The organism is Microvirga sp. P5_D2 (assembly GCF_054049475.1).
Map to the genome: position 1 here is coordinate 53,443 of NZ_JBFUMH010000007.1, position 21,448 is coordinate 74,890.

Below are 21,448 nucleotides of genomic sequence, written 5' to 3' on the forward strand. Positions count from 1 at the left end.
TTTCCTAGGCCGTAGACTCATAACTGCGGATCCAGATGCGGGCTGAGACCAGCTTGATGGCAGCCAGGAAGTTTTCCGGGTTCTTATCGTATCGGGTGGCGATGCCGCGGAACTGTTTAAGCTTGTTGAAGAAGCGCTCCACCAGATTTCTGTAGCGATACAGAAAGGTGCTGAAGACGAACGAGCCCTTGCGGTTGCTCTTGGGCGGGATGTTGGCCCAGACGTCTTGTTCCCGGGCCTGATCGCGAATGGCGTTGCTGTCGTAAGGCTTGTCGGCCAACAGGGTGGCGCCCGGCTTCAAGTTGGCCAACAACTCCTCGGCGGCGGTGCCGTCATGCGCCTGTCCCGGCGTGAGAGAGATCCGGATCGGGCGTCCTTCGGCATCCACCAGCGCGTGGATCTTGGTGGTCAGGCCGCCACGGGAACGTCCCATGCCACCATCTTGATCCCCTTTTACCCGAAGCACCATGCTGGTGGACGCGCACACAGGAGTTGTCGATCATGATCAGGTCACCGTCGTAAGCGGCCGAGACCGTATCCAGAATGCGGTCCCACACGGCGGCCTCGCGCCAACGCACGAAACGATTGTAGCAAGTGGTGGGAGGCCCATACCGCTCGGGGATGTCGCGCCAGGGCGAGCCGGTGCGAAAGCGCCAGAGAATGCCGTTGAGCACCCGGCGGTCGTTCACCCGCGGCACGCCGCGCGGCTTGTTGGGCAGCAGCGGCTCGATCACCTTCCACTCGAAGTCAGTCAGCTCATGACGGCGCATCAGATCCTCCCGAAACTGCGAGGTGAATCATCAACTCACTGCAAAGAAAAGATCTTTTATGGGTTCACGACCTAGATAATACCCAAGTGAAAAGTTCTGATCCGCAGGCGTGGCGCGTTTGGGCAGGGCATCGCGGATCGGGTACCAAGTGTTAGATTTTAATCACTAGTACGACGCCTGGAGCCAGTGTGGTGACAAGGAAGATGAGCCCTGGTCCTGTGGCGGAAACAATTTACCGCGAGCGGGCTCCAGACCACCGATAGCGAGTTGTCCGGGGCATTGTGGGTTCAGGCCACCAATGATCGACGATACGCCGCTTCAGGGCACCAGGGCGAGCACATACCGGGGGGAATCAATCGCGATGTGATGGAGGAGCGAGCGGTTTTGTTTCTTTACTCAATTCCGCCCAGAACCCTTGGTCCACGCTCCCAGCAACTTTGACGCCACCTCCGGGCTGCTGCACTCCACATCAACCGAATGGCCTGGGAATCTTGGGGCGAGCGCCCACTTTCCAGTCATCGTTGTAGGGCCGTGGGGGTGCAGGAGAATTTCCAGGCGATCCCATTCGTGGGGCAGCACATATAGCGTAGCGGTCGAAAGCCTCCTTTGCGGGTTTGGGTCTGGGGTGGCGACAATCTCTTGATAGCGCATGATGGCCTCGGCTGAATTAGTTTCCGAGGTATTTATCCTGCTCTTGGCCTGCCTTACCCACTTGCGCTACGGCAAGCCCTGATTGTTCATGTTCGAACCGCTGAGAACGGCACCTGAATGACCGACCTCCACCAGCAGATCGCCGACCTTGAAGCTGAAGTAGACAACCTGTCGGATGCAGCAGAGCGTTGYCGGAAAACAATGATCCTGGCAAAGATCGCGACTGGAGTGGGCATCCTTCTGGTCGGGGCGTCTCTCACAGGCTTGATGCGGTCTGATCCAGTCCTCGTCGTCACCGGGATTGCCGCCACACTCGCCGGGATCAGCCTTCTTGGAACAAGCCGGGGTTCCCTGGATCAAATCACTGGAAGGATCAGCGCATACGAGGCCCGCCGTGCCGAGTTAATTAACGGAATGGACCTCCACGTGATCGAAAACGACTAAGTGACTATGGCCCCATACGACAGTGACGCGGAGGCCCAGTCCTCCGCGATCAAGGTGCCGATAGCCATTGTCGCAGCTTGGTCCAGCGCCGCTTCATGTTTCCACCTCGAACTGCCATGGCCACAGCTTTCTTCTGGCCGACCAGTACAACCAGACGCTTGCCTCGGGTCACACCGGTATAGAGCAGATTGCGCGCGAGCATGGTGTAGTGCTGTGTCACGACAGGGATAATGACGGCGGGATACTCTGAGCCTTGCGATTTATGGATGGTTGTCGCGTAAGCGGGCACCAGGGTGTCGAGTTCACCATATGGGTAGGAAACCTCCCGCCCGTCGAAGGCGGCGATCAGTGCCCCTTCCTCGTCATCTAGCCGAACCACCATGCCAAGATCGCCATTGAACACCTCCCGGTCATAGTCATTCTGTGTTTCCATCACCCGATCCCCCTGCGAAAACCGCCAGCCGAACCGTTCTACGGTGGCTGGAGGATCAGGGTTAAGCACACGCTGGAGTTCAATGTTGAGATTGCGGGCGCCGAGCACGCCCCGGTTCATGGGACAGAGCACCTGAATGTCCTTGATCGGATCAAGCCCGAACCGCTTTGGCATCCGCTCCCTGACCATCTCGATGATCTTGCCGACACCTTGTTCCGGCTCGCTAATGCCGATGAAGTAGAAATCGCTTTCCTCTCCGGATTGCGGTGGTTCGGGCATCCGCCCGTGGTTGATCCGGTGGGCATTGACGACGATCCGGCTTTCCGCCGCCTGCCGGAACACCTCCGTCAGCCGGGCTACCGGAACACGTTCTGAGGCTATGATATCGGCCAGGACCTGCCCCGGCCCAACCGAAGGCAACTGGTCCACAGCGCCGACCAAGAGAAGACCAGCATGGGATGGTATGGCCTTGGTGAGTGCATTCATCAGCGGCACATCGACCATTGAGGTTTCGTCCACGACAAGGAGATCACAGTCGAGCGGGTTCTCCTCGTTACGCGAGAAGCCGCCGTGCTTGGGGTCGATCTCAAGGAGCCGGTGGACCGTCTTGGCCTCAATGCCAGTCTGCTCCGTCATACGTTTGGCGGCGCGACCTGTTGGAGCCGTCAGCATCACCTTTACGCCCTTGGCCACCAAGAGCCGGAGAATCGTGTCCAAAAGGGTCGTCTTGCCGACGCCGGGACCGCCAGTCACCACCGCCACCTTCGACGGCAGCACCCGCCCCAGAGCCTCACGCTGCGAAGTCGCCAGGGTCTTGCCCGTGCGGCCTTCGACCCAGGGAATGGCTTTGTCGAGGTCGATTTCCGGCCATGGCGGTAGGCCGGAGGCCCGCTCGATCAGCCTGGACGCAACTGCCTGCTCAGCCAAGTGCAGGCCCTTGAGGAACAGGCAGGTCTCGTCGCCAATGGTGTCAGAGACGATCTCTCCCTTGGAAAGCTCCTCGACAATGGCCGTGCGGATGAGGGCCGCGTCTACATCCAGCAACTGTTCAGCCAGTCGTGTAAGGGCATCAACGGGCAAGGCGCAGTGCCCTTCGTCGGTGGCGGTCTGAAGGGCAAACGAAATTCCCGCCCGGATGCGCTGGGGCGCGGTTTTCTCCATTCCGAGCTTGGCCGCGATGGCATCGGCTGTCCTGAAGCCAATTCCCCTGATGTCACGGGCCAGCCGGTAAGGATCATCGGTCATGACCTTGATGGCCTCATAGCCATAGGTCTTGAAGATACGGACCGCGCGGGCGGTACCGACGCCATGCGCATGCAGGAAGATCATGATCTCCCGCACCGCCTTCTGCTCGGCCCAGCCTGAGACGATTCGGGCAGCCCGCATTGGACCGATGCCCGTCACCTCCATCAGCCGCTCCGGGCTGGCCTCGATAATCTCGAATGTATCCGCTCCAAAAGCGGCGACGATGCGCTTGGCCATGGCTGGGCCAATGCCCCGCATCTGGCCGGAGGCGAGATACTTCTCGATGCCTGCCGCCCCAGTAGGCGGCGTTGTGGTGAGCACATCTGCCTTGAACTGGAGCCCATGCGTGCGGTCGCTGATCCAGGCACCGCTCGCGGTGATCCATTCGCCTGCCGAGATCGAGGGGGCATGCCCGACAACTGTCACGAGGTCGCGTTTACCTCGTGCATGAACCCGCACCACGGCAAAACCACTCTCGGCATTGTGGAAGGTGACGCGCTCGACCGTCCCCGCAAGGGTCTCGGGGGCAGGTCTCTGATCGGCCTGTGGTGGTCGGAACATCTGGTTCATGCTGTCTGCCAGGAGGACTTCCCGGCCTCTTCGACTTTATCGTTGGACGGCATTGCTGACGAGGGCATCTCATCCATTCCCCTGCACCCTTCCAACCACTCAGTCTCAAGGTCGGCCTATAGGAAGTTCAAGTGCATGACAGAAGATCATGCCATACCTTGACCTTCCTCTATGTTCCATGTTTGTTCTTTTTGCGACATCGTACATGAAAGGCCAATTAGGCATGCCCCTCACAGGATCAGACCGGAAGCTCGGTGTGCTGGGTGAACCCCAGCAAGAGACAAAGGACATGAAGCGGCTGCTTGCGAAAGCAGATCAAAGGATCAGGACGCTCGAAGAAAAGGTCGCGGATCAGAAGCAGCAAATTCGTGAGCTACAGGTTCAAGCCAAACGCGAGGACGGCCTTGCTGCCGAGCGTGAGGAACTGAAAGCCGAGGTCGCTGACCTGACAAACGAAATTAGGGAACTGACCCGCGCCAACCGGGAGCAGGTGGAAAAGATCGGGGCGCTCCGGACCGAGATCGTGAAGCTCAAGGCTGGACCAAAACCTCAGTCGCCGAGCATAAGGGCCGCAGGGGCGGACCCCCGTGTGTCGCCACAGTCGGTGCTGTCCTGATGATTGGAGATGCAGGCGCATCTACGGTTCTCCCAGCGTAGCGCCTGGATAGTTTCGCTGCGACCATCCATATCGAAGGCATGGCGAAAGCATCAAAGTCCAACCCAGGCAAAACTCGGTCCAGGCGCAAATCACCTGAGCCAAACAGCCCCCGGCTGCCGATCCACATCAGCGTGGATCGGGAGGCACTTAACGCATTGGACAAGCGAGCCATCGCCGCTCAAGTCGGGATTGGTGTTGCCGCAGGCTGGCTGGCAAGCTGGCTTGTGGGTGGATCAGGGCTTCTTCAGTATGTCGTCACCGGTCTGGCAGGATCGCTGGTTGGTGGCTTTCTTCTGCAGCGCCTTGGCATTGTCTCGGCATCCGCAATCAGACCGCCAGCCGGATTGCCAGTGCAACGATTGGAGCGGTTGTAGTCGTTCTGCTGGCGCGCCTCATTAGCTAAAATCCATTGGCTTTTACTACGTTGATAGTCGTGGCTTGACGCTAGAATGGGACCGAAGGTTGACTGACCAGATGAATATCTTTGCATTGACCGGCGCGGGCATCTCCGCAGAGAGCGGTTTGGGGACCTTTCGAGACAAGGACGGGCTCTGGTCGCGTTTCGACCCAATGAAGCTCGCCACGCCAGAGGCGTTCGCTCACAATCCGAACGAGGTGCATGCCTTCTACAACATGCGTCGTCAGAACCTCCTCTCGGCAGAGCCCAACACCGCTCACCAGGCGCTTGCCCGCTTGGAGACCGGCTTGGCCGAGCGCGGCGGTAGCCTGTTTCTGTGTACGCAGAACATCGACGATCTCCACGAGCGGGCGGGCTCGCAGCGGGTCGTCCATATGCGCGGAGAACTGCTCAAAGCCCGCCGCACAGCCTGTGGCGGGACGATGCCATGGCACGAGGATTTGAGCGTCGAGGTCCCTTGCCCTTCCTGCCGTCACTCCGGAGGCTTGAGACCTTACGTGGTCTCGTTCGGCGAGATGCCCCTGGAGATGGATGCGATCTATGATGCTATCCTCGGAGCGGACCTATTCGTTGCCATCGGCACGTCGGGCTCGGTCTACCCTGCGGCAGGCTTCGTGTCGAAGGCGGGGGCACGGTATCCGGACCTGCGAGATCAATCTGGACCCCTCTGACAATGCCAGACAGTTCGATGACCGGTAGTATGGACCAGCCAGCGAGGCCGTCCCAGCTTGGGTTGAGCAAGTGCTTTCGCAAAGAACTTTGAGCAACCAAGCCGGGGTTACGCCTCCCCGCCCACCTCATCCCAAATAGTAGAATCGTCACGTTTGCGCACGGCCTGCCGAGGGGCATAGTCCTATACTCTCGTCCTACGTTCGGCGGAGGTGATCCGTGTCAGCGGAGCACCATTGTCTTAGGTATCCGCACAGTCGGCTCTCTCAATGCTGCACGCATTCACGCAAACGAAGTCCCGCAAGGTTCATGCGAACTCCCTGTCCGAGGATGAGGTCACGTCAACCTTTTTTGGTCCATTGCCGTTTATGGCAACAAGAGATGTCTGGGCGGTTGTCCAAGAACTGGAGTTCGTGGGAACGGGGGCCGGGCTTCCTTCCAGTATGCCTCATTCGCATGAGGTCCTATTCTGGAAGCGGTTCAAGAATCCTGCTCGAAAGATTTCCCACTGGCGCGCGTGTGAGCCCGATGTGGTATTCCAGTTTAGTTTCGAGAAAGATCAGATTTTAACAATCATTGTTGAGGTCAAGTGGACTGCGCGTGGAAGCAGTACCGATCAGGACGGAGTAGGTGATCAACTTGCCCGCCAATGGGTCGCCGTTCGCGGGAGCAGAAACGGCCAGCAACAGATTACAATGCACGTTTACCTCACTCAATCAGCACTTGAGGCTAGTCGAGGTCTCAACGAGACGCCAAACTGCGATGTCGTTGATTTCGATGCTGAAGACTGGTGCAAAAACGCCAAAGGATTAACTTGGGCTGATATTGGAACTCGCCTGACAAAAATTCAATCGGGGAGCGAAGGCGTGCGCCTATGGGCCACCGCCGCTTTGAAGTTCCTGAGAATTCTCAATGTCACGCCCTTCACTGGCTTCAGACACATCGACTATGCCGATCTGTCACGCGCACAGGCGTACACGTTAGGTCAGGCATCGTTTCACTGGCCCGATATCCTAACCATCGCTCCAGAACTCACCAAGTGGGGAATATCACCATGACATCGGTCGAAAAGGGGCGGGCGCTATTTCGCGCTTCACGTATCTTGGAAGACACGTGGAAGGAGGTAGAAAGCCTCGCTGAACTGTTTGAGAGGCATGTGGCCAGATTTGCGAAAGAGAATCGCCCATATGTCTTCACCAAAGCGGGGGAGGGTTCTCCTGATTTCCCCGAATGGGGTTTGTGGCACTATCAATATGACTATGAATTCCGCCGCAAGAATAAGAAGAAGCCCGACCTCTATCTTGCTCTCGATATCCGTGTTTGCTGGGATGATGCATACAAAATAACCACCACCAGCGGTAAGAGCTTCGAAGAACCAGTAATCTTCATCAAAGGAAGCTCCGTGGACGAGTGGGATTATCTTGAGCCCAATATCTCCCTAGATGAAGATGAGGACTACATGAGCCACGGAAAGTTTCTGTGGTACAAGGAAAAGGCCGACATTTACTGGCTGTACGCAGTGCCATTGTTTTCGATTACGTCAGAAGACGACCTTGATAATGAGATCGTACGGCCACTTACCTCGATACTAAAAGTAGCATCAGCGACCCCGGAGCAACTTCAGACAGTCTTTGCTGACACTCGGCATGTTCTCTCGTGGCAGAATGGTGAGAACGGCATTGCTCACATTGTAGACTAGCATCGGGTGGCGCATCCACACCTCTGTGCTTATGGAAGTGGCTTGGATAGCGGTACCTCCAAGCCACCTTGCCCCTGTGCAGGTCTGCCAAATGCATTGTAGGCCGGTCCAGTGGACAGTGTGCTCCTCTGGGTGCGTGTCAGACCAAATATAGAACGAGGCAGTTGAATTGGCGCAAGATTCATTGTAACATTTCCTGTGCGTACTGCTGGGAGATGCTATGGACCTACTCTCGATCCGACACTCTACTGCCCCTCACTCCTTCAGCGGATGGGCGCTCAATCAAGCTACAATCCTCGACACCAGCGGCTCGCGCGGCCTCCTTGCCGATATCGTCAAGGCTCCCGTTCTCAAGCGCCAAGCCGCCTTCACCGTCCTCTCCACTGTAGACCTAGACGATCCCGCACCCTTCCTGATGGGCTTGGGGGAAGAACATCGCAGTGTGGGATATGTGATCCGCGCCCGCCGTGCGACTGACCTGATTGCTGCCGCCTTCTCTACCGACACCGTGCCAAGAGGATACCTTCGAGCGTTGGCACGCATTGGCCATAAACCTTTAGCCGCACCGCACCTTTACCGCCGCCTGTTCGAGATATTCATGGACGAGAAGGATTCCCAGAAGGCGCACGCTCTCCGATACTGCGGTCCCATTGATGCGGCTCGTATCCAGATCGTGGATGTACTCGATCCTGCCTTGCTCCATCCCGAAATCGTCAAACGCGTTCGGCACGTCGGCAAAGCCCTGGAGGCAAACAGCCTTGTTCAGCTACTTAAGGACGTTTGCTCGTCAGCAGCGGACAACGCCCTTGCTTCGGGACTCCGTCAGGCGGTGGAAGCGGGCGACCTCGATGACTTTGCCCAAAAATGGATCGAGAAGGCAGATCGGTTTCCTCCTCCGCCCCTTCCACGTCAGAATGGCTTAATGCCGCTCACGACCGCTGTGGAAATGATCGAGGTTGGGCGGGAGATGAAGAATTGCCTGGGAACCAAGATCGGCGAAGTTGTCCTGGGGTTTGCTTACTACTACCGCATGGATGTCACGCCGCTGATTGGAGAAGCTGAGAGTGTCGTAATCGAGTTGAACCCGCTTTCGAATGGCACCTGGGTCGTGGCGGGTATTTCCGGGCGGAGTAACCGTGCCCCCTCTCCGGACGCAAAAGCAGTGGTGATCAATTGCCTACTGCGGGCTGGGGCAATCGTAGCTCGCAACCCTGCCCTCCATCCGAAGGCGAAGGAGCTTGCACAGCCGCTTGGTGTCTTTCGCTACGGCGATTTCGAGCTTTTCGCGCTAGAAGATCAAGATATGCAGGCTGATTTCGACAGGTCTGCGGCGGAGATCGAACTCCAGCTAGACGCAGCGTGAGAGCATCCCATGTTCGCTAGTGGCTTGGGCACGGTGGGAGGGGGTGTCAAACAGACAACCGCCATTCCTCCCGGCATTCTCCGGCTGGTTGTAGCAACGGGATCAGTGATCATGATTGGGAAGTGGCCGATCTTGTCGCTCCTCATTTTCTGGATCATCGCAATTTGGCTTATCCCCAGGACGTACCAGGATCGCAGTGACCTTGGATGGCTGCGGTCCTTTCATCGGGACGCGAATGCTCGCATGTCCGAGCTTGAGGCTGATCTGGCTCGTGCCCAGCACCGAATTGCGCTCCTTGAAAGGGAGCGGTCCAATGTGGAGCCATCCCGGCAGAACCATGACGGCGATCACGCACTATTCCGCAGAGTAGGGCTTGATCAAGACTGCTCCAGATGGGTGGCCGAGACGGTGAGGCGGGAGTACCGGAAGCGATTGCATCCTGACACCAAGCCTCTTGGTCAGAAGGCCGATACAGAACGCCGGTTCAAGGAGGTCGAGGTAGTATTTGACGAGATTTGGCGTCTCAGGGGCTTCTGACGCCAGTGGCCATTCCGGAGCACGAGGTTAGCGGAGGCACCTGATATTGGGATACAAGGTGTACCCTGATTGCACTCCCGCTTCGTGGTAGCGCCTCCCCATGAATATGAGTCTACCAATCGCAAGATTGTGGGGGAACGATCCCTTATCGGAAACTTTCGCACTCTTACACATCGTCAATGATGGTATGGCTATCGTAGGTCCACTTCATAAAAGAATGAGCTATCGGGGGCAAAAGTGGCTTACAAGACCCAGACCTATAAGTTCTCCTACACGGGGTCGATCCTCTCCTACGGCATCGGTGACTTCAATCGGGATGGTCGCCTGGATTTTGCCTTTGGCGGTCCTGAAACTCCATTCAAGGATGTCACCCGCCCCTTCGAAATTATTTCGGTCACGTCTTCGGGGTCCATTCTCGATTCGACCAAGATCATGAAGTCGGTCCCCAAGGCCGTCCACGCTCGCGAGATGTTTGTGGGCGATCTCAATGGCGACGGGGTGGACGATTTCTTCTCCGGCAACACCGGCTACGATATCCACTCTGCCCCTGGCGAGCGCAATACCCTGATGCTCTCCTCCGGCGGCAAGCTGACGAACGCCACCTCTACGCTGCCGAACCGCGCTGGGTTTTCGCACCATGTCACTGGCGGCGACATTGACAATGATGGCGACATCGACCTGTTCGTGGGCGGCCCGGAATACAGGGAGATCGGCCCCTACCTTTTCATCAACGATGGTCGGGGTAGACTGACCCAGAGCGACGATATTCCGGACAGGATCGGTAAAAGCTTCAACGAGGCGAAGAACTCGATCTTTTCGAGCCTGTTCACGGACATCAACGGCGACGGTGCGGTTGATCTGGTGGCGGGGTTCACCAACGATGCCACGATTGCGGGCGTCACCTACCTCAACGATGGCAAGGGCAACTTCCTTCCCAACTCCGAAGCAGAACTGCCCCGGTCGCTCATGAGGGATGCTTTCACGACGGATATCGTTAGCGCCGACATCAACCGCGATGGCTTCAACGACCTAATTCTGTCCACCACGGCGCATAACCGCCGGAAGATGCAAATCCTGATCAACGACGGCAGCGGTCATTTCAGGGATGAGACGAAGGCCCGGATCAAGCAGGACGGCAAAGGTCACTGGGATCAGACCATCCAGACCGCTGATATCGACAATGACGGCGACAAGGACTTGGTTGCCCAGAGCGATCTCGGCACGCCATCGAGTCAGACCCTGATTTGGATCAACTCCGGTGGCAAGTTCAAACCGGCCCCCGCGTCGATGCTCAAGGACTTCCAAGGCACCATTCTCGCCATGGACTTCAACAAAGATGGCCGCATGGATTTCCTGTCTTACCAGCAGGAGGGCAAGGCGAACGGCTGGCTTGGCACCGACAAGTGGACGTTCAACACCCACCTCAACATGTCGAAGAAGGCGGCGTACCTCTGGGGCACCGACCTGAAGGACAACCTGAAGGGTGACGCGGGCAACAACAAACTAATCGGCGGGGCTGGCAACGACATTCTGACCGGAGCCAAGGGCAAAGATGCCTTCGTGTTTGACAGCCCGCTCAAGCGCAATGTGGACCGGATCACAGACTTCAAGGTGGCGGACGATTCGATCTGGCTCGACAACGCCGTGTTCAGGGAGATCGGCTGGGGCACCCCGGCCAGCCCGCAGAAGATGGGCGCTGACCTGTTCCGCCTGATCGGTGAGGACAGCGAGGCCAAGATCATCTACGACAACGCCGATGGCGGTCTCTACTACGACGCTGATGGCAAGGGCGATGGCGGCATGGTCCGGTTCGCCCAGGTGGCCAAGAATCTCGCGATGACTGCCGCCGATTTCTACGTGATCTGAGCCAGATATGCGGGCGAAGGCTGCCAAGACCAACCTTCGCCTGTCATCATTTCATGTAAAGCCGCAGGTGGAGATCGTGCTCAAACATCGCTGATGCGGCCAAGAGGAGGGAAGGCCGACAAACTCGTATAGCGGTGCTTGCCTCCCTTGATCCCAAGCTGGTGCCCCTAGCGCCACCGAAGCTCAATGAGTTCAACCTCTCCGTATTTTTGGCGAAGCTCTTGAACCACGAGAAATTCGGACGTGTGAAGCACCCGCACGGACGTGGAACTGATTGTCCAGGCCCTGCTGGCCCCTGATCTCCTGTATCGAAAACGAACCCACGCCAGTGGTCTGATCGACACTAGTGGGTCGTCTGCTGTAGGATCTGGCATTTTGCTGGCTCCTTTGCTCTCTGCTGAGGGAGTGGCTGGCGCGTACAAGCTCCGGAGCCGCCGAGGCGGTGGAGCGGGTTCTGGGACGCGCGCCGTCGTCGCTGCCTGCGTTTGCCGTTCCAGACAAACGGCGTCGGCTGTGCATTCCAGCTTCGCGCCGTCTGCTCGAACCAGCGGCCGATCTCCACAGGGCTGTGCGGATGTTGCCCGGCGAGCGCGCGGCATTTGAGGACGCGCTGGATCGACTCGGCCATGTTGAGCCAACTGCCGCCCACGGGCGTGTACAACGGCATGATCCCGTGCGCACACAACCACAGCACCAGCTCGGGCGTCTTATGGCCGGTGAGATTGTCCCACACCAGCAGAAGCCGCAGCGGCGGCAACTCCTCCGGCAAGGTAAACGGCAGCGTCAATCCCGCTTGCCACATCTCCCAGGCGGCGCGCGTAGCGGCGGGATCTTGCACGGGAGCCGGTGCCGGCAACTCCGCGAGAACTGCGCTCAGGTGCTCCCGCAGCCACGGATGCAGCGCCGCATTCGTGCATCGCTCGGCCGATTGCAGGCGCACCTGGCCGGAGGCGGGATGAAACAGGGTCAGGATCTTGGTCGTGCCGCCGCGGACATACTCGTGCGGCTGGGTGGCAGGGCAGCCGCACGGCTGCCACGACACACCCGGATGCGGCACCGCCTGGAAGGGACCCGCCTCGTCCTCGCACCAGACCGATAGTCCCAGCTGCGTGCCGGATGTGTAGGCCTGCTCGATTAGCTTTTTTTGGCAGCCGCATCCGGATCGCTGCCGCGCACCAGCCCGTCCTTCCGCCGCCGCAGGCTCACGCCGGTCTCGCACCAGGTGCGGCTCTTCTGCCAGCTCAGGCCCGCCTCGTGCAGGGTGCGGGCGATGGTGAACCGGCTCACCCGCGGCAGGCCATCCGGGGCCCGGCGCAGGGCCCTCTGCAGCAGGCTCAGCGACCAGGTGACGCTGCCATCCTGCTCCCGCTGTGGCGCTCGCGCCCATTCGGCCAGGATGCGCTGCTGCTCCTGGGCTCCATAGCGGGTGCGTGGCCCGCCGCCATGGTGCGGGCGCACGGCGGCCAGGCCCTCGTGGTTGAAGCGGCTGACCCAGGCCGAGATCGTCTCGTTGTGGCCGCGCCCGACGAGATGGGCAGCGGCGGTGTAGCTGGCGCCATCGGCAATCGCCCGCAGGGCACGGGCGCGGTCGACCTCGGCGGCAGGGGCACTCTGGGAGCGGCTCAGGCGGGTGAGCTCTGTGCGCTCCTCTGGGGTAAGCGGGCGAAGCGGATCTCTCTGGTGGCGCGACATGGGGCACCTCGCAGCACGAGGATCACCATACCACTATACCAGAGCCGATGGCAGACGACCCACTAGTTTCTCCCCCTCACTTAAGCAGGAACCGCGCTGGCCCGCTTTGCAATTTTTGCGATGGTGGCGCGGCTGCACCCGGTCGCGGCTTGGATTTGGGTCCATGACGAACCAGCCTTGAGCATGGATGCGATACCAGCGTTGCGGGCGGTGTCCTCTTTCCGACCCTTGTAGAGTCCTGCGGCCTTCGCTCTCTCGCGGCCCTGTGCAGTTCTACGGCGACGATCTTCATAGTCCTTACGGGCAATGGCGGCGAGCATATCGAGCATCATCCCATTGATCGCATCGAACATCCTGGCGCTGAAGTCATCGGCATTAGTGTTCAACATCATCCACGATGTAGGAAGATCAAGGGCGACGACTCGAACACGGCGGGCAGCAAGCTCGGATTTCAACCGTTCCCAATCTGCTGCAGTAAGGCGTGTCAGACGATCAACGGCTTCCAACAAACATATGTCGTTAGGGTGAGCGTCAGAGAGGAGCCGGAACAGTTCAGGACGGGCGAGTTTCGTGCCGCTCTCGTTCTCGATATAGAACGCCGCGATCTGGAGACCACGTTCGGCAGCAAACGCTTCAATCTGTTCTCGCGCGCGGGTGGCGTCCTGCTGATCTGTTGAAGCTCGTAGGTACGCTCGAACAGACATCGAAGTCTCGAAAGGTTCATTTAGGATGGTTCATATGATAGCAGTTCATTTTGAACTGTCAAGCTTACGGAAACTGAACCGGCGCCCGCTGGTTCTCCTCTTCATGCCCAAGCTGAACCAGAGAATGGGCTTTCGTACAGGAGGCGGCATGACAGTCGGATTTATCCATGGGGCGGAAGCAATGGGTGCGAGTCATTAAGCGCGATGTTGTGGCGCTATAGCCGCCCGTGACCGCCAAGTGCCTTGGTATGCAAAGGCCACTGCTGGAGCCGTCGCCGCCTATGCACTCTCACCCATCAACCTAATCACTGATTTCGTGCCGATGCTGGGCTATCTCGATGATCTTCTCATCGTGCCGCTGGGGATCATGCTTGCCGTCAAGCTCGTACCGCCGGGCCTGATGGCGGAGTTTCGGGCTGAAGCCACGGCCCGTGAGGGAAGGCCGGTGAGGCCATCTCGCGCATTAGCAGCCGCAACCGTGCTGATGATCTGGTGCAGGACACCTCTGTACGGGCTTGGTTCAACCTCGACCTGTCCGAACGCGGCGCGAACTTTGAGGCGCTGCTACTCACGAATGGYACTTTCCCAAAGCGAAAGTTGCGTTGAAAATCAAGTCGAGGTGGCGAACCGGAAGTAAAACGATGAGATGTTGCGGTTTGATCGGAGCCAGTCTCCTTATCCTTAATAGTGTAGCCCCGGCGGCTGCGCAGAACCCCGCAGATATTTTCGGGTCCATTATAGGAGGGGTTCTCCAGCAAATTCCGCAACAGCGTCACGGTTACCCTCCGCAAGGACCACAATCTCCATCAGGATATCCATACGGCCCGCAGGGTCATCCCCAGATGCGCCCGCCGGGCTATCCCCAGATGTACCCGCAGCAACGTCCTCCGCAAGTAAACGAATTTGAGGATGTGCAATTTGCTTCACCAGGGAACGCAGGGCCACGCGGCGGAAATCGACCCGCTGCCGTGTCGGGAGCCAACACTGCCATCATTAAAACCCCGCTCAGCGATGGGTTTGCCGCTCTGCGCGAGGGTCCTGCCGCCGCCTTTCGCAAGAAAGCCGAGATCAAGTCGGGAACCACGGTCAGGACCAATGGATGCCAGACGAACGAGACTGGTCAGGTCTGGTGTCAGGTTCAGCATGGGAGCACGGCAGGGTATGTGGCCAATTCGCTCCTCGTCCACGTAGAACCGCAGCAACCGCAGAAAACAGCTTCGCGTGGCGACGATTTCTCGGATATCGAAACGGGGTCGGCGAGCACGGCCAGTACAGGGCAGGTTTACGATAAACCGGGGCAAGCGCAACGCATTGTCAAAACTGTTCTTGCCAGCGGAATTGGCGAAGACGTTGAGGGTGCATCTAAAAATGCTGCCGAAAACGCTCTCAAGCAGGTGGTCGGAACCTTTATCGATGCCGACACTCAACTGACAATCCAAGAAGGACTTCGTTCAGAAACCGTCTCCATCGACTCCAAGGTGCGTGAATACTCACAAGGAACGATCAGAGGCTTCGAGCCGGTAAAGGTGACACAGGACGGAAAGTTCGTGCGCGTGGATGCCAAAGTATCCATTCGCATTGATGACTTCAAAGCCTACGTAAAGAAGCTTGGAGAGGGCCAAGGAGAGCTTGGTGGCGCTCTGCCGGAAGCCCTCGTTAACAACATCGATAAGCAAAAAAATGCGGAGGAGATCGTTTACGACAGAAAGGAGCAAATTCTGTCTGGTGAAGTAAGTGACATTGGTGTTGGCCAGCCGAAGATGTTCACCGAATCGAGCCTGATGAATGACAACGCGGCGCGGCAGTACGTGCAATCGCGAAACATGAACACGACCGCTACCATTGTCATTCCAGTTTCCGTAAGGCTCAAGCAGGATTTCCTTGGGAACATGGTCGATAGTTTCCGGCAGGTGGCCTCCAACCAAGAGGAAGTTGCCGCGCACCCCTGGGCCAGGAACATGAGCACATCGTGCGGAGTGGGCAACAGGCAGCGATCCGGCTTCTCTGTCGGCATTCTGCGAAACAAGTTCTGGACCTCCTCAAAATACAGCGAGAGGGTGCAGCGCGGCGGCGGCGATGAGTTCTTTGAACTGTATACGTTTGATGAAGTGAGGCCGCGTACGAATAATATTTCTTCGGTTGGCGCAGGGGGTCGGAGAAACGACATCCCGCGCCTTCGTCTGTCGTTTGTTGACAAGGACGGCGGGATCATCAGGGAGCATCGTTTCGGAGACAACAACAATAGTGCAAAGCATTTTGCGTTCTCTGATGGTGCAGAGCAGTATCCCTGGATTCTGGCCATGTCGGGCTATCAGAATACCTGTTACGTCGTTGCGGCGCGCAGCGACTTCTACCTTATTGTAGAAGTGGAAGCCGAAACAATCAGCCGTAGGCCCAAATTCGTTGTCAAATTCGATGGAGCGAAATCATGAAGACGATCATAGGCGCGTTTGGGCTCTCGGTGGCACTGGGGATGGGAACGGCCTGGGCCGGTGAGGTTTCGGTCAACCCTGACGGCAGCGCCACTTGGGAAGCGGGCGTGGACGGAATTTCCGTTGAATACAAGCCCAATGGCAAACTGCGGCGGGTTTCTGCGCGAGCCGAGCGGGCAGTGGAGTTTCCGGATCGGCGCGGCGTCTTGAAGGAGCAGAAGGTTGCCGAGATGCAGGCCGAAGCCGCCATCGTCGGATTCATGAAAAAGTTGGTCAGTGCGCAGGATACCTTCACCGAGATTGAAGGCGAGATGAATAAGGCCACACAGGTTAGGCAGAGCGGTGCTGCGCCCCAGGTGAACAAAGTGGACGAGCGTGTGTTCACCAGCGACCTGAAAACCCTTGTTCAGCGGTCAGCTTCCGGGCAGTTGCGCGGCGTGATGGTGCTTGAAAAAGGCTTCGACGGAAAAGAACTCGCCTGGGCTGTTGTCGGCATGAGCGAGCAAAGTATCAATGCGGCACTCAACGTGGAAGAGTTTGCCAACCGCACCGCACCAGAGCCGGAAGCCACGATTGAAACGCAGTCACGCCCAGGTGGTGGAGTTGCGGTTGACGACGGCATTTATCGAATGCCCAGAGAAGTTCGCACAATCAAACAGAAGGACTGGTAAGCGGTATAATTCGGGAACAACGATCCCCGGTCCTGATGGGACGCCGGATCGGACTTCTCCTATCCACCTTTACCGCTTTCCACCCGGTATGACGGTGAGCTTACGCATCATTGGAGGAAGGTCTGGGGAGGGGGACTGGGAGCCTCAAGGTCAGTGAACCGGGCCTTGCAATTGAGGTCATACTGGTCTGGAGATCGCTCCCAGGGCAGGGACTTCCTTGGGCAGTCGAGTGCATCCTGTCAATCAGATCACATAACTGGACCCATTCCTCAGTACGAGAGGTCTGGCCGTGATAAGTTAAAGCAGGCAACCCGGCTTCAGGCCAAGCTTCTCCATAACGACGCGGTGAGCAGATGACCAAGTCTGTGCCCGGTATCCAACGTCGGCTCGCGGCGATCTTCTGCGCCGACGTGGCAGGCTACACCCACCTTATGAATACGGATGAGCGCGGCACCCTGCGTCTGCTTACATCTCATCGCGAGATCACAGATCGTGAGATCGAGCGGCAGGGAGGACGGATTGCTAACACGGCAGGCGACAGCATCCTGGCGGAATTTCCGAGCGCCGTGGACGCCGTACAATGCGCCATCACTATCCAAGAAAGGGTTGCCGCCGTGAATGAAGCGGTTCCTGACGAACGGCGGGTGATGTTCCGGATTGGCGTGCATGTCGGTGAGGCCATGGTCAGGGACGGCGACCTGTTCGGAGATGGCGTGAATGTCGCCGCCCGTCTGGAGGGATTAGCGCAACCGGGCTCAGTGTGCGTGTCTGGGGCGACCTACGACTATGTGCATCGGGTGCTGCCGTTGGTGTTCGAAGACCTCGGCTTACAGGCCGTGAAGAACCTCAACCCTATTCGCGCATACTTGACGCGCCCGAGCGGCGAGCGACCTTCGAGGACGACACTCTTCGACCACAGGCGCTTTGAGATTTATTGGGCTCGGCAGTTCCAGACGATCTGTATAGCTGCAATGACAGAAGTCGCCAAAACTGCGGACCTCAAGGGGATCGACATTCCCGTACTTGCGGCCATCATGGATGCACCCGGTACCGAGCTTCGCCAGTTGGCCGAGCGGGTGGGGATCGAGCGGGCCGTTGCCAAGGGAAGTGTTGCCCGCCTGGAACAGCGGGGGTTCATCACGCAGGCTCCCGATCCCGGTCGGCCCCACCAGCGGCTGCTCAGCCTGACATCCGAGGGCATAGAGGTACGTTTGAGGCTGCGTTCGGCGGTGATCGTCGCGCAGGACAGGTTGATGGCTCCGCTCTCCGATCAGGAGCGCGAAACGCTCAAGGACCTTCTCAGACGGGTGATCGAAGCGAATGCGAGCCGTGCCAATGGTTGAAGAGCGCCCATGAGACCTGTTTCTAGTGCGCTTCTCGGTTACCTTCTCCCGCCTTGGATGACTGTGAGCTTCCGCATGATCGGCGGAAGGTCCGGGGTAGGGTGGCTAGTCGCCTCAATGTCGGTGAATCTGGCCCTGCACAGGGGATCGTACTGGTTCGGAGGTCTCTCCCACGGGAGTGATTTCTTTGGGCAGTCGAGGGCAACTCTGTCGATCAAATCGCACAACTGGATGTCAGCCCCGTACTTCTCAGCCAACCGCGCCAGCCGATACTGCCCCTTCCCGTGAGGGCACAGAGGGCAGTCGATCCGAACGATCACCCACGGGAAGTCTGAAAGCCGTTCGACCATAGAGTGAAGACAGAGGTTGAGAACAAGACAGGAACGATCTCGGTGCAGCTTGGGTTCATTCTGACGGGGAGGGCGGCTGGGACGATGAGCCTTACCAGTGAGCCCGATCTCTCCTATGTGCTCGCCCCAAGCTGCGCCGTATCGTCGTTAGAGCCCAGGAAAAACAATGGTCTCTGTATGTGTGGGGAGCGCGTGAAACGGACCTCCGCTACCACCTTTCCCCACGACGAATTGCGACGAGCTTCCTTCGAGGAGTTCTGAACCTGAGCCGACTGGTCAAACAATTGAGCTAACCGCCCCTTGACCTCCACCCATTTCGGCTTTCCGTCCTTCTCGCCATGGACGTAGAACCCCTCGATAAACTTGCGGATGACCTTGGCAGGACCGTGGTCCCCCGCTAGGGAGCGGCGTTCGATAGCACCCCGAAGATCCTCAAGGGCAGCCAAGTAGCGACGCAGGGCAGGGCGCTGGAGCGTTACCACATTATCGGGTGCTTCCTGCTTCAGGGTTTCAAGCCTCGTCTCAAGGTCACGCTTCTCGGCTGCGGCTTGTTTCACGGCGCGGCTGTTCTCCTGCTCGTCGCCAATTTCCTCAATGAGCATTCGATTCAGGCGGTCGAGCCTACGCGTCAGATCCGTAATGCGCTTCTCGACAGACGCCTTCTCATCCACTGCTTTGGCCGCAGCGCTACGACGTTCGTCTTCGTATGCTTTGATGGCTCGATTGATGACAGCAGGATCTTCCAGTCCATGCTTTAGGGTATCCAAGGCCGTCTCTTCGATCCACTCCAGATAGAAGGTGTGCGGATCGGGGCACGAGCGGCTTTCCTTATGGGTAGAGCACCCGACCCGGACTTTCCCTGTTTTCTTCTCGACCCCGGTGGAGGAGATGCCCCCGCCGCACGCAGGGCATTTCAGAAGCTGCGAGAGTAGGCGCGGCGGGATCCGACAATGGGACATGTGGACCTTCCCATTGTCGTTGTTGATCCCTTGGACTGCATCCCAAAGTGCTTGAGGGACGATGCGATATTCCGGCATGTCCACAACGACATGCTCAACTTCGTCCTTGGAGACGGACACCCGCTTATTGGACCCAGGCGGCTTCATGAATTTCAGCTTATTCCAGCGGTACCGTCCAACATAAAGCTCATTATGGAAAAAACCCTTACTGGTTCAACTACTGGTGTGGGAAGGATTCGAAGTGCGCTTGCCGAATTGGCACTGGAATCGAGACCGACATTCTGCTGATTTTTGAAAGCGCTAACGGTAGGACGCTAGGTCTTCATATCGAAGTTAAGAGACCGGGCGACCAGCTTGGAAATGGTCAGGCAGAGCCATACCCGCGTCGGGCGGCATGTTGGGCAAACCCAAATACGAGGCCAAGGACGGTTCCACCTCACCACGACTTCCTGACAATGCTGATCTGCGGGCGAGATCTGGCGTCTGATGAGCGGATTCGATCCTTCGATAAGGTAATCTTCCATGATGAGGTGGCTCAGCGGCTCTCTATTTATCCAGAGATGTAGCGCCGTCATCGGGTAATTACCCACGCCCCTATTTCGAACTGAGGTTCAGGCGGACACAGTCTGAAGGATTGTGTTGAACGCGGTGGTTCCCGGGCGGAGGCGAGCCGTGTCAACGACCGTGCGTATGTCCGCTTCGCCCTCGGCGGCCCACATGGCCCGGTAGCCATTGGTCACCTTGCGCTGAATGACGGCGGGTCTGAGGGCCCGTTCGCAGGCGTTGTTTGTCGCATCAACCAGTCCAGGCCAGTGGGCGAAGGTCAGAAGCTGGTCGCGGGCGCGCCGGAACTTGTTCTGAAGATCGCGGGCCAGATCGCAGGCTGTCGGCGCGGCCAGGATAGCGTCCAGACTTCGCTCCAGGACGCGGCGCTTGCGGGCGATGCTCGAGGCGGCAAGCGTTCCGACACCCTCCGCCAGGGCGAAGGCCCGGTGCAACCACAGCTGGAGGCGGGAGGGCAGGACATCCGCGCTCGCCTCATCGGCATAGGCGACGTCACGGGCGAGATGGGCCAGGCAGGTCTGGTGCGCGTCCGCATGGCCTTGTTGCGCGCTATAGCGGTCGGAACACCAGACCGCGGGCCGGTGCCCGTCCATCACGGTCCGGACCACGATAGCGCCCCGGGTTGGGGAAGCGTGATGGACCACCGCCTCCGAGCAGCGAAACCCCCAATGATAGGCGTTGGAGCCCTCGATCCGAACGCCGGTCTCATCGGAGGCGATGACCCGCGCCTGGCGCAACGCCGCGATGGCCTTGTTACGCTCGGCCACGAAGGCGCCCTGCGCCCGGCGCAGCATGGTCATGAGGCCGCCTTGGCTGACGGTGAGACCGAACAGGTCCGCGAACGCGCTTTGCAGCCGCTCGTAGGACAGGCTCTGGAAGGTCTTGAGATAGGTTGCCAAGGCATGGATGCGTGGCCCGAACAGCGTTCCCTTTGCGGCCTCTGGCACGGGGGCGACAACCCGCGCCCCACAGGACGGACAGCGAACTGCAAGGCGCCGATGGCGCTCGATCCATGGCTTGATCGCGGGCAGCTCGATCGTGTCGTGTTCGCTCACGGTCTCGGTAGGAAGATCGGTCGACAGCCTGGCGCGGCAGCACGGGCATTGCTCAGGCTGATGCTCGACGAGATGATCGACATCCTGGCTCATGGCGCGGCTGTGACCTTCATGTCCCGGCTTGGCGCCACCGGGCTTGGCCTGATCCCGACGCTCCTTGCGATCCGTCGCGGGTGGCTCGGACGAGGTGCGCGAAGTCTTATGCGGTCGCTGCAGTCGCAGCACCAGCTCAATCAGCTCTTCCTTGCTCAGACGCTCAAGATCGCTGCGGCCCATAAGAGCAAGGAATCAGCGAAACCCAGTTCACGCAAGGGCCTGGGTAATTACGTCATCGGAGGATCATTTTTATAGTTCG

16 protein-coding genes and 3 pseudogenes are annotated in these 21,448 nt (G+C 58.6%); 11 read left to right on the forward strand and 8 right to left on the reverse strand.

Annotated elements, in window-relative coordinates; translation table 11 throughout:
* Positions 1-4: 4 nt before the first annotated feature.
* Positions 5-770 (reverse strand): IS5 family transposase gene (locus ACXJKO_RS04540; RefSeq protein WP_457089893.1). Its coding sequence is split into 2 segments (ribosomal slippage): positions 5-455 and positions 454-770, totalling 768 coding nucleotides; the frame shifts between segments, so codons are not numbered across the junction.
* A gap of 768 nt (positions 771-1,538) precedes the next feature.
* Between ACXJKO_RS04540 and ACXJKO_RS04545 the strand changes: the two genes are divergently transcribed.
* Positions 1,539-1,865: a hypothetical protein gene (locus ACXJKO_RS04545; RefSeq protein ID WP_457089894.1), complete on the forward strand. Its 327-nt coding sequence runs from the start codon at positions 1,539-1,541 to the stop codon at positions 1,863-1,865.
* A gap of 49 nt (positions 1,866-1,914) precedes the next feature.
* On the opposite strand, the gene recD2 is transcribed toward ACXJKO_RS04545, so the two are convergent.
* Entirely contained in the window at positions 1,915-4,113 is a 2,199-nt protein-coding gene (gene recD2 / locus ACXJKO_RS04550) for an SF1B family DNA helicase RecD2 (RefSeq protein ID WP_457089895.1), read from the reverse strand.
* Positions 4,114-4,261: 148 nt separating this feature from the next.
* Between recD2 and ACXJKO_RS04555 the strand changes: the two genes are divergently transcribed.
* The 6 genes and pseudogenes from ACXJKO_RS04555 to ACXJKO_RS04580 all read left to right on the forward strand — a co-directional run bounded on the left by ACXJKO_RS04555 (position 4,262) and on the right by ACXJKO_RS04580 (position 11,323).
* Positions 4,262-4,729 (forward strand): hypothetical protein, encoded by a 468-nt coding sequence (locus ACXJKO_RS04555; protein ID WP_457089896.1) that lies wholly within the window; start codon positions 4,262-4,264, stop codon positions 4,727-4,729.
* A 516-nt stretch (positions 4,730-5,245) separates the two neighbouring features.
* A pseudogene (locus tag ACXJKO_RS04560) lies at positions 5,246-5,888 on the forward strand (SIR2 family NAD-dependent protein deacylase).
* A 239-nt stretch (positions 5,889-6,127) separates the two neighbouring features.
* Entirely contained in the window at positions 6,128-6,916 is a 789-nt protein-coding gene (locus ACXJKO_RS04565; RefSeq protein WP_457089897.1) for a hypothetical protein, read from the forward strand.
* Positions 6,913-7,557 (forward strand): hypothetical protein, encoded by a 645-nt coding sequence (locus tag ACXJKO_RS04570; protein WP_457089898.1) that lies wholly within the window; start codon positions 6,913-6,915, stop codon positions 7,555-7,557. The genes ACXJKO_RS04565 and ACXJKO_RS04570 overlap by 4 nt, the downstream gene beginning before the upstream one ends.
* 220 nt (positions 7,558-7,777) lie before the next feature.
* Positions 7,778-8,920 carry a hypothetical protein gene (locus ACXJKO_RS04575; protein WP_457089899.1) on the forward strand — a complete coding sequence of 381 codons (1,143 nt, stop codon included), beginning with the start codon at positions 7,778-7,780 and terminating at the stop codon, positions 8,918-8,920.
* Positions 8,921-9,694: 774 nt separating this feature from the next.
* Positions 9,695-11,323, forward strand: a complete 1,629-nt coding sequence (locus ACXJKO_RS04580) for an FG-GAP-like repeat-containing protein (RefSeq protein WP_457089900.1) — start codon at positions 9,695-9,697, stop codon at positions 11,321-11,323.
* Positions 11,324-11,666: 343 nt separating this feature from the next.
* Here the strand turns inward: ACXJKO_RS04580 and ACXJKO_RS04585 are convergent, their stop codons facing one another.
* From ACXJKO_RS04585 to ACXJKO_RS04595, 3 genes are all read right to left on the reverse strand, one after another.
* Complete coding sequence (locus tag ACXJKO_RS04585; protein WP_457089901.1) at positions 11,667-12,542, reverse strand: transposase; 876 nt, start codon at positions 12,540-12,542, stop codon at positions 11,667-11,669.
* Positions 12,458-13,015: a helix-turn-helix domain-containing protein gene (locus ACXJKO_RS04590; RefSeq protein WP_457089902.1), complete on the reverse strand. Its 558-nt coding sequence runs from the start codon at positions 13,013-13,015 to the stop codon at positions 12,458-12,460. The genes ACXJKO_RS04585 and ACXJKO_RS04590 overlap by 85 nt, the downstream gene beginning before the upstream one ends.
* Before the next feature lie 80 nt (positions 13,016-13,095).
* Positions 13,096-13,719 carry a recombinase family protein gene (locus ACXJKO_RS04595; protein ID WP_457089903.1) on the reverse strand — a complete coding sequence of 208 codons (624 nt, stop codon included), beginning with the start codon at positions 13,717-13,719 and terminating at the stop codon, positions 13,096-13,098.
* Positions 13,720-13,886: 167 nt separating this feature from the next.
* Here ACXJKO_RS04595 and ACXJKO_RS04600 point away from each other — a divergent pair.
* The 4 genes and pseudogenes from ACXJKO_RS04600 to ACXJKO_RS04615 all read left to right on the forward strand — a co-directional run.
* A pseudogene (locus ACXJKO_RS04600) lies at positions 13,887-14,212 on the forward strand (YkvA family protein); the annotation flags it as partial.
* A gap of 349 nt (positions 14,213-14,561) precedes the next feature.
* A complete protein-coding gene (locus tag ACXJKO_RS04605; RefSeq protein ID WP_457089904.1) occupies positions 14,562-16,151 on the forward strand; it encodes a hypothetical protein in 1,590 nt (529 codons plus the stop codon).
* Positions 16,148-16,822, forward strand: a complete 675-nt coding sequence (locus ACXJKO_RS04610; protein WP_457089905.1) for a hypothetical protein — start codon at positions 16,148-16,150, stop codon at positions 16,820-16,822. The genes ACXJKO_RS04605 and ACXJKO_RS04610 overlap by 4 nt, the downstream gene beginning before the upstream one ends.
* A gap of 353 nt (positions 16,823-17,175) precedes the next feature.
* Complete coding sequence (locus tag ACXJKO_RS04615) at positions 17,176-18,165, forward strand: adenylate/guanylate cyclase domain-containing protein (protein WP_457089906.1); 990 nt, start codon at positions 17,176-17,178, stop codon at positions 18,163-18,165.
* Between the two features lie 463 nt (positions 18,166-18,628).
* Here ACXJKO_RS04615 and ACXJKO_RS04620 read toward each other — a convergent pair whose 3' ends face one another.
* The 3 genes and pseudogenes from ACXJKO_RS04620 to tnpC form a co-directional block, all read right to left on the reverse strand.
* Entirely contained in the window at positions 18,629-19,474 is an 846-nt protein-coding gene (locus ACXJKO_RS04620) for a recombinase zinc beta ribbon domain-containing protein (RefSeq protein ID WP_457089917.1), read from the reverse strand.
* A gap of 30 nt (positions 19,475-19,504) precedes the next feature.
* A pseudogene (locus ACXJKO_RS04625) lies at positions 19,505-19,666 on the reverse strand (recombinase family protein); the annotation flags it as partial.
* Between the two features lie 419 nt (positions 19,667-20,085).
* Positions 20,086-21,369, reverse strand: a complete 1,284-nt coding sequence (tnpC, locus tag ACXJKO_RS04630; protein ID WP_457089907.1) for an IS66 family transposase — start codon at positions 21,367-21,369, stop codon at positions 20,086-20,088.
* Positions 21,370-21,448 lie beyond the last annotated feature (79 nt).

Excerpts from the sequence above, each read along its gene's own strand:
- recD2 (WP_457089895.1), bottom strand. The coding sequence starts at position 4,113 with ATGAACCAGATGTTCCGACCACCACAGGCCGATCAGAGACCTGCCCCC.
- ACXJKO_RS04555 (WP_457089896.1), top strand. The coding sequence starts at position 4,262 with ATGCCATACCTTGACCTTCCTCTATGTTCCATGTTTGTTCTTTTTGCG.
- ACXJKO_RS04565 (WP_457089897.1), top strand. The coding sequence starts at position 6,128 with ATGCTGCACGCATTCACGCAAACGAAGTCCCGCAAGGTTCATGCGAAC.
- ACXJKO_RS04570 (WP_457089898.1), top strand. The coding sequence starts at position 6,913 with ATGACATCGGTCGAAAAGGGGCGGGCGCTATTTCGCGCTTCACGTATC.
- ACXJKO_RS04575 (WP_457089899.1), top strand. The coding sequence starts at position 7,778 with ATGGACCTACTCTCGATCCGACACTCTACTGCCCCTCACTCCTTCAGC.
- ACXJKO_RS04590 (WP_457089902.1), bottom strand. The coding sequence starts at position 13,015 with ATGTCGCGCCACCAGAGAGATCCGCTTCGCCCGCTTACCCCAGAGGAG.
- ACXJKO_RS04595 (WP_457089903.1), bottom strand. The coding sequence starts at position 13,719 with ATGTCTGTTCGAGCGTACCTACGAGCTTCAACAGATCAGCAGGACGCC.
- ACXJKO_RS04605 (WP_457089904.1), top strand. The coding sequence starts at position 14,562 with ATGCGCCCGCCGGGCTATCCCCAGATGTACCCGCAGCAACGTCCTCCG.
- ACXJKO_RS04610 (WP_457089905.1), top strand. The coding sequence starts at position 16,148 with ATGAAGACGATCATAGGCGCGTTTGGGCTCTCGGTGGCACTGGGGATG.
- ACXJKO_RS04615 (WP_457089906.1), top strand. The coding sequence starts at position 17,176 with ATGACCAAGTCTGTGCCCGGTATCCAACGTCGGCTCGCGGCGATCTTC.
- ACXJKO_RS04620 (WP_457089917.1), bottom strand. The coding sequence starts at position 19,474 with ATGTCCCATTGTCGGATCCCGCCGCGCCTACTCTCGCAGCTTCTGAAA.
- tnpC (WP_457089907.1), bottom strand. The coding sequence starts at position 21,369 with ATGGGCCGCAGCGATCTTGAGCGTCTGAGCAAGGAAGAGCTGATTGAG.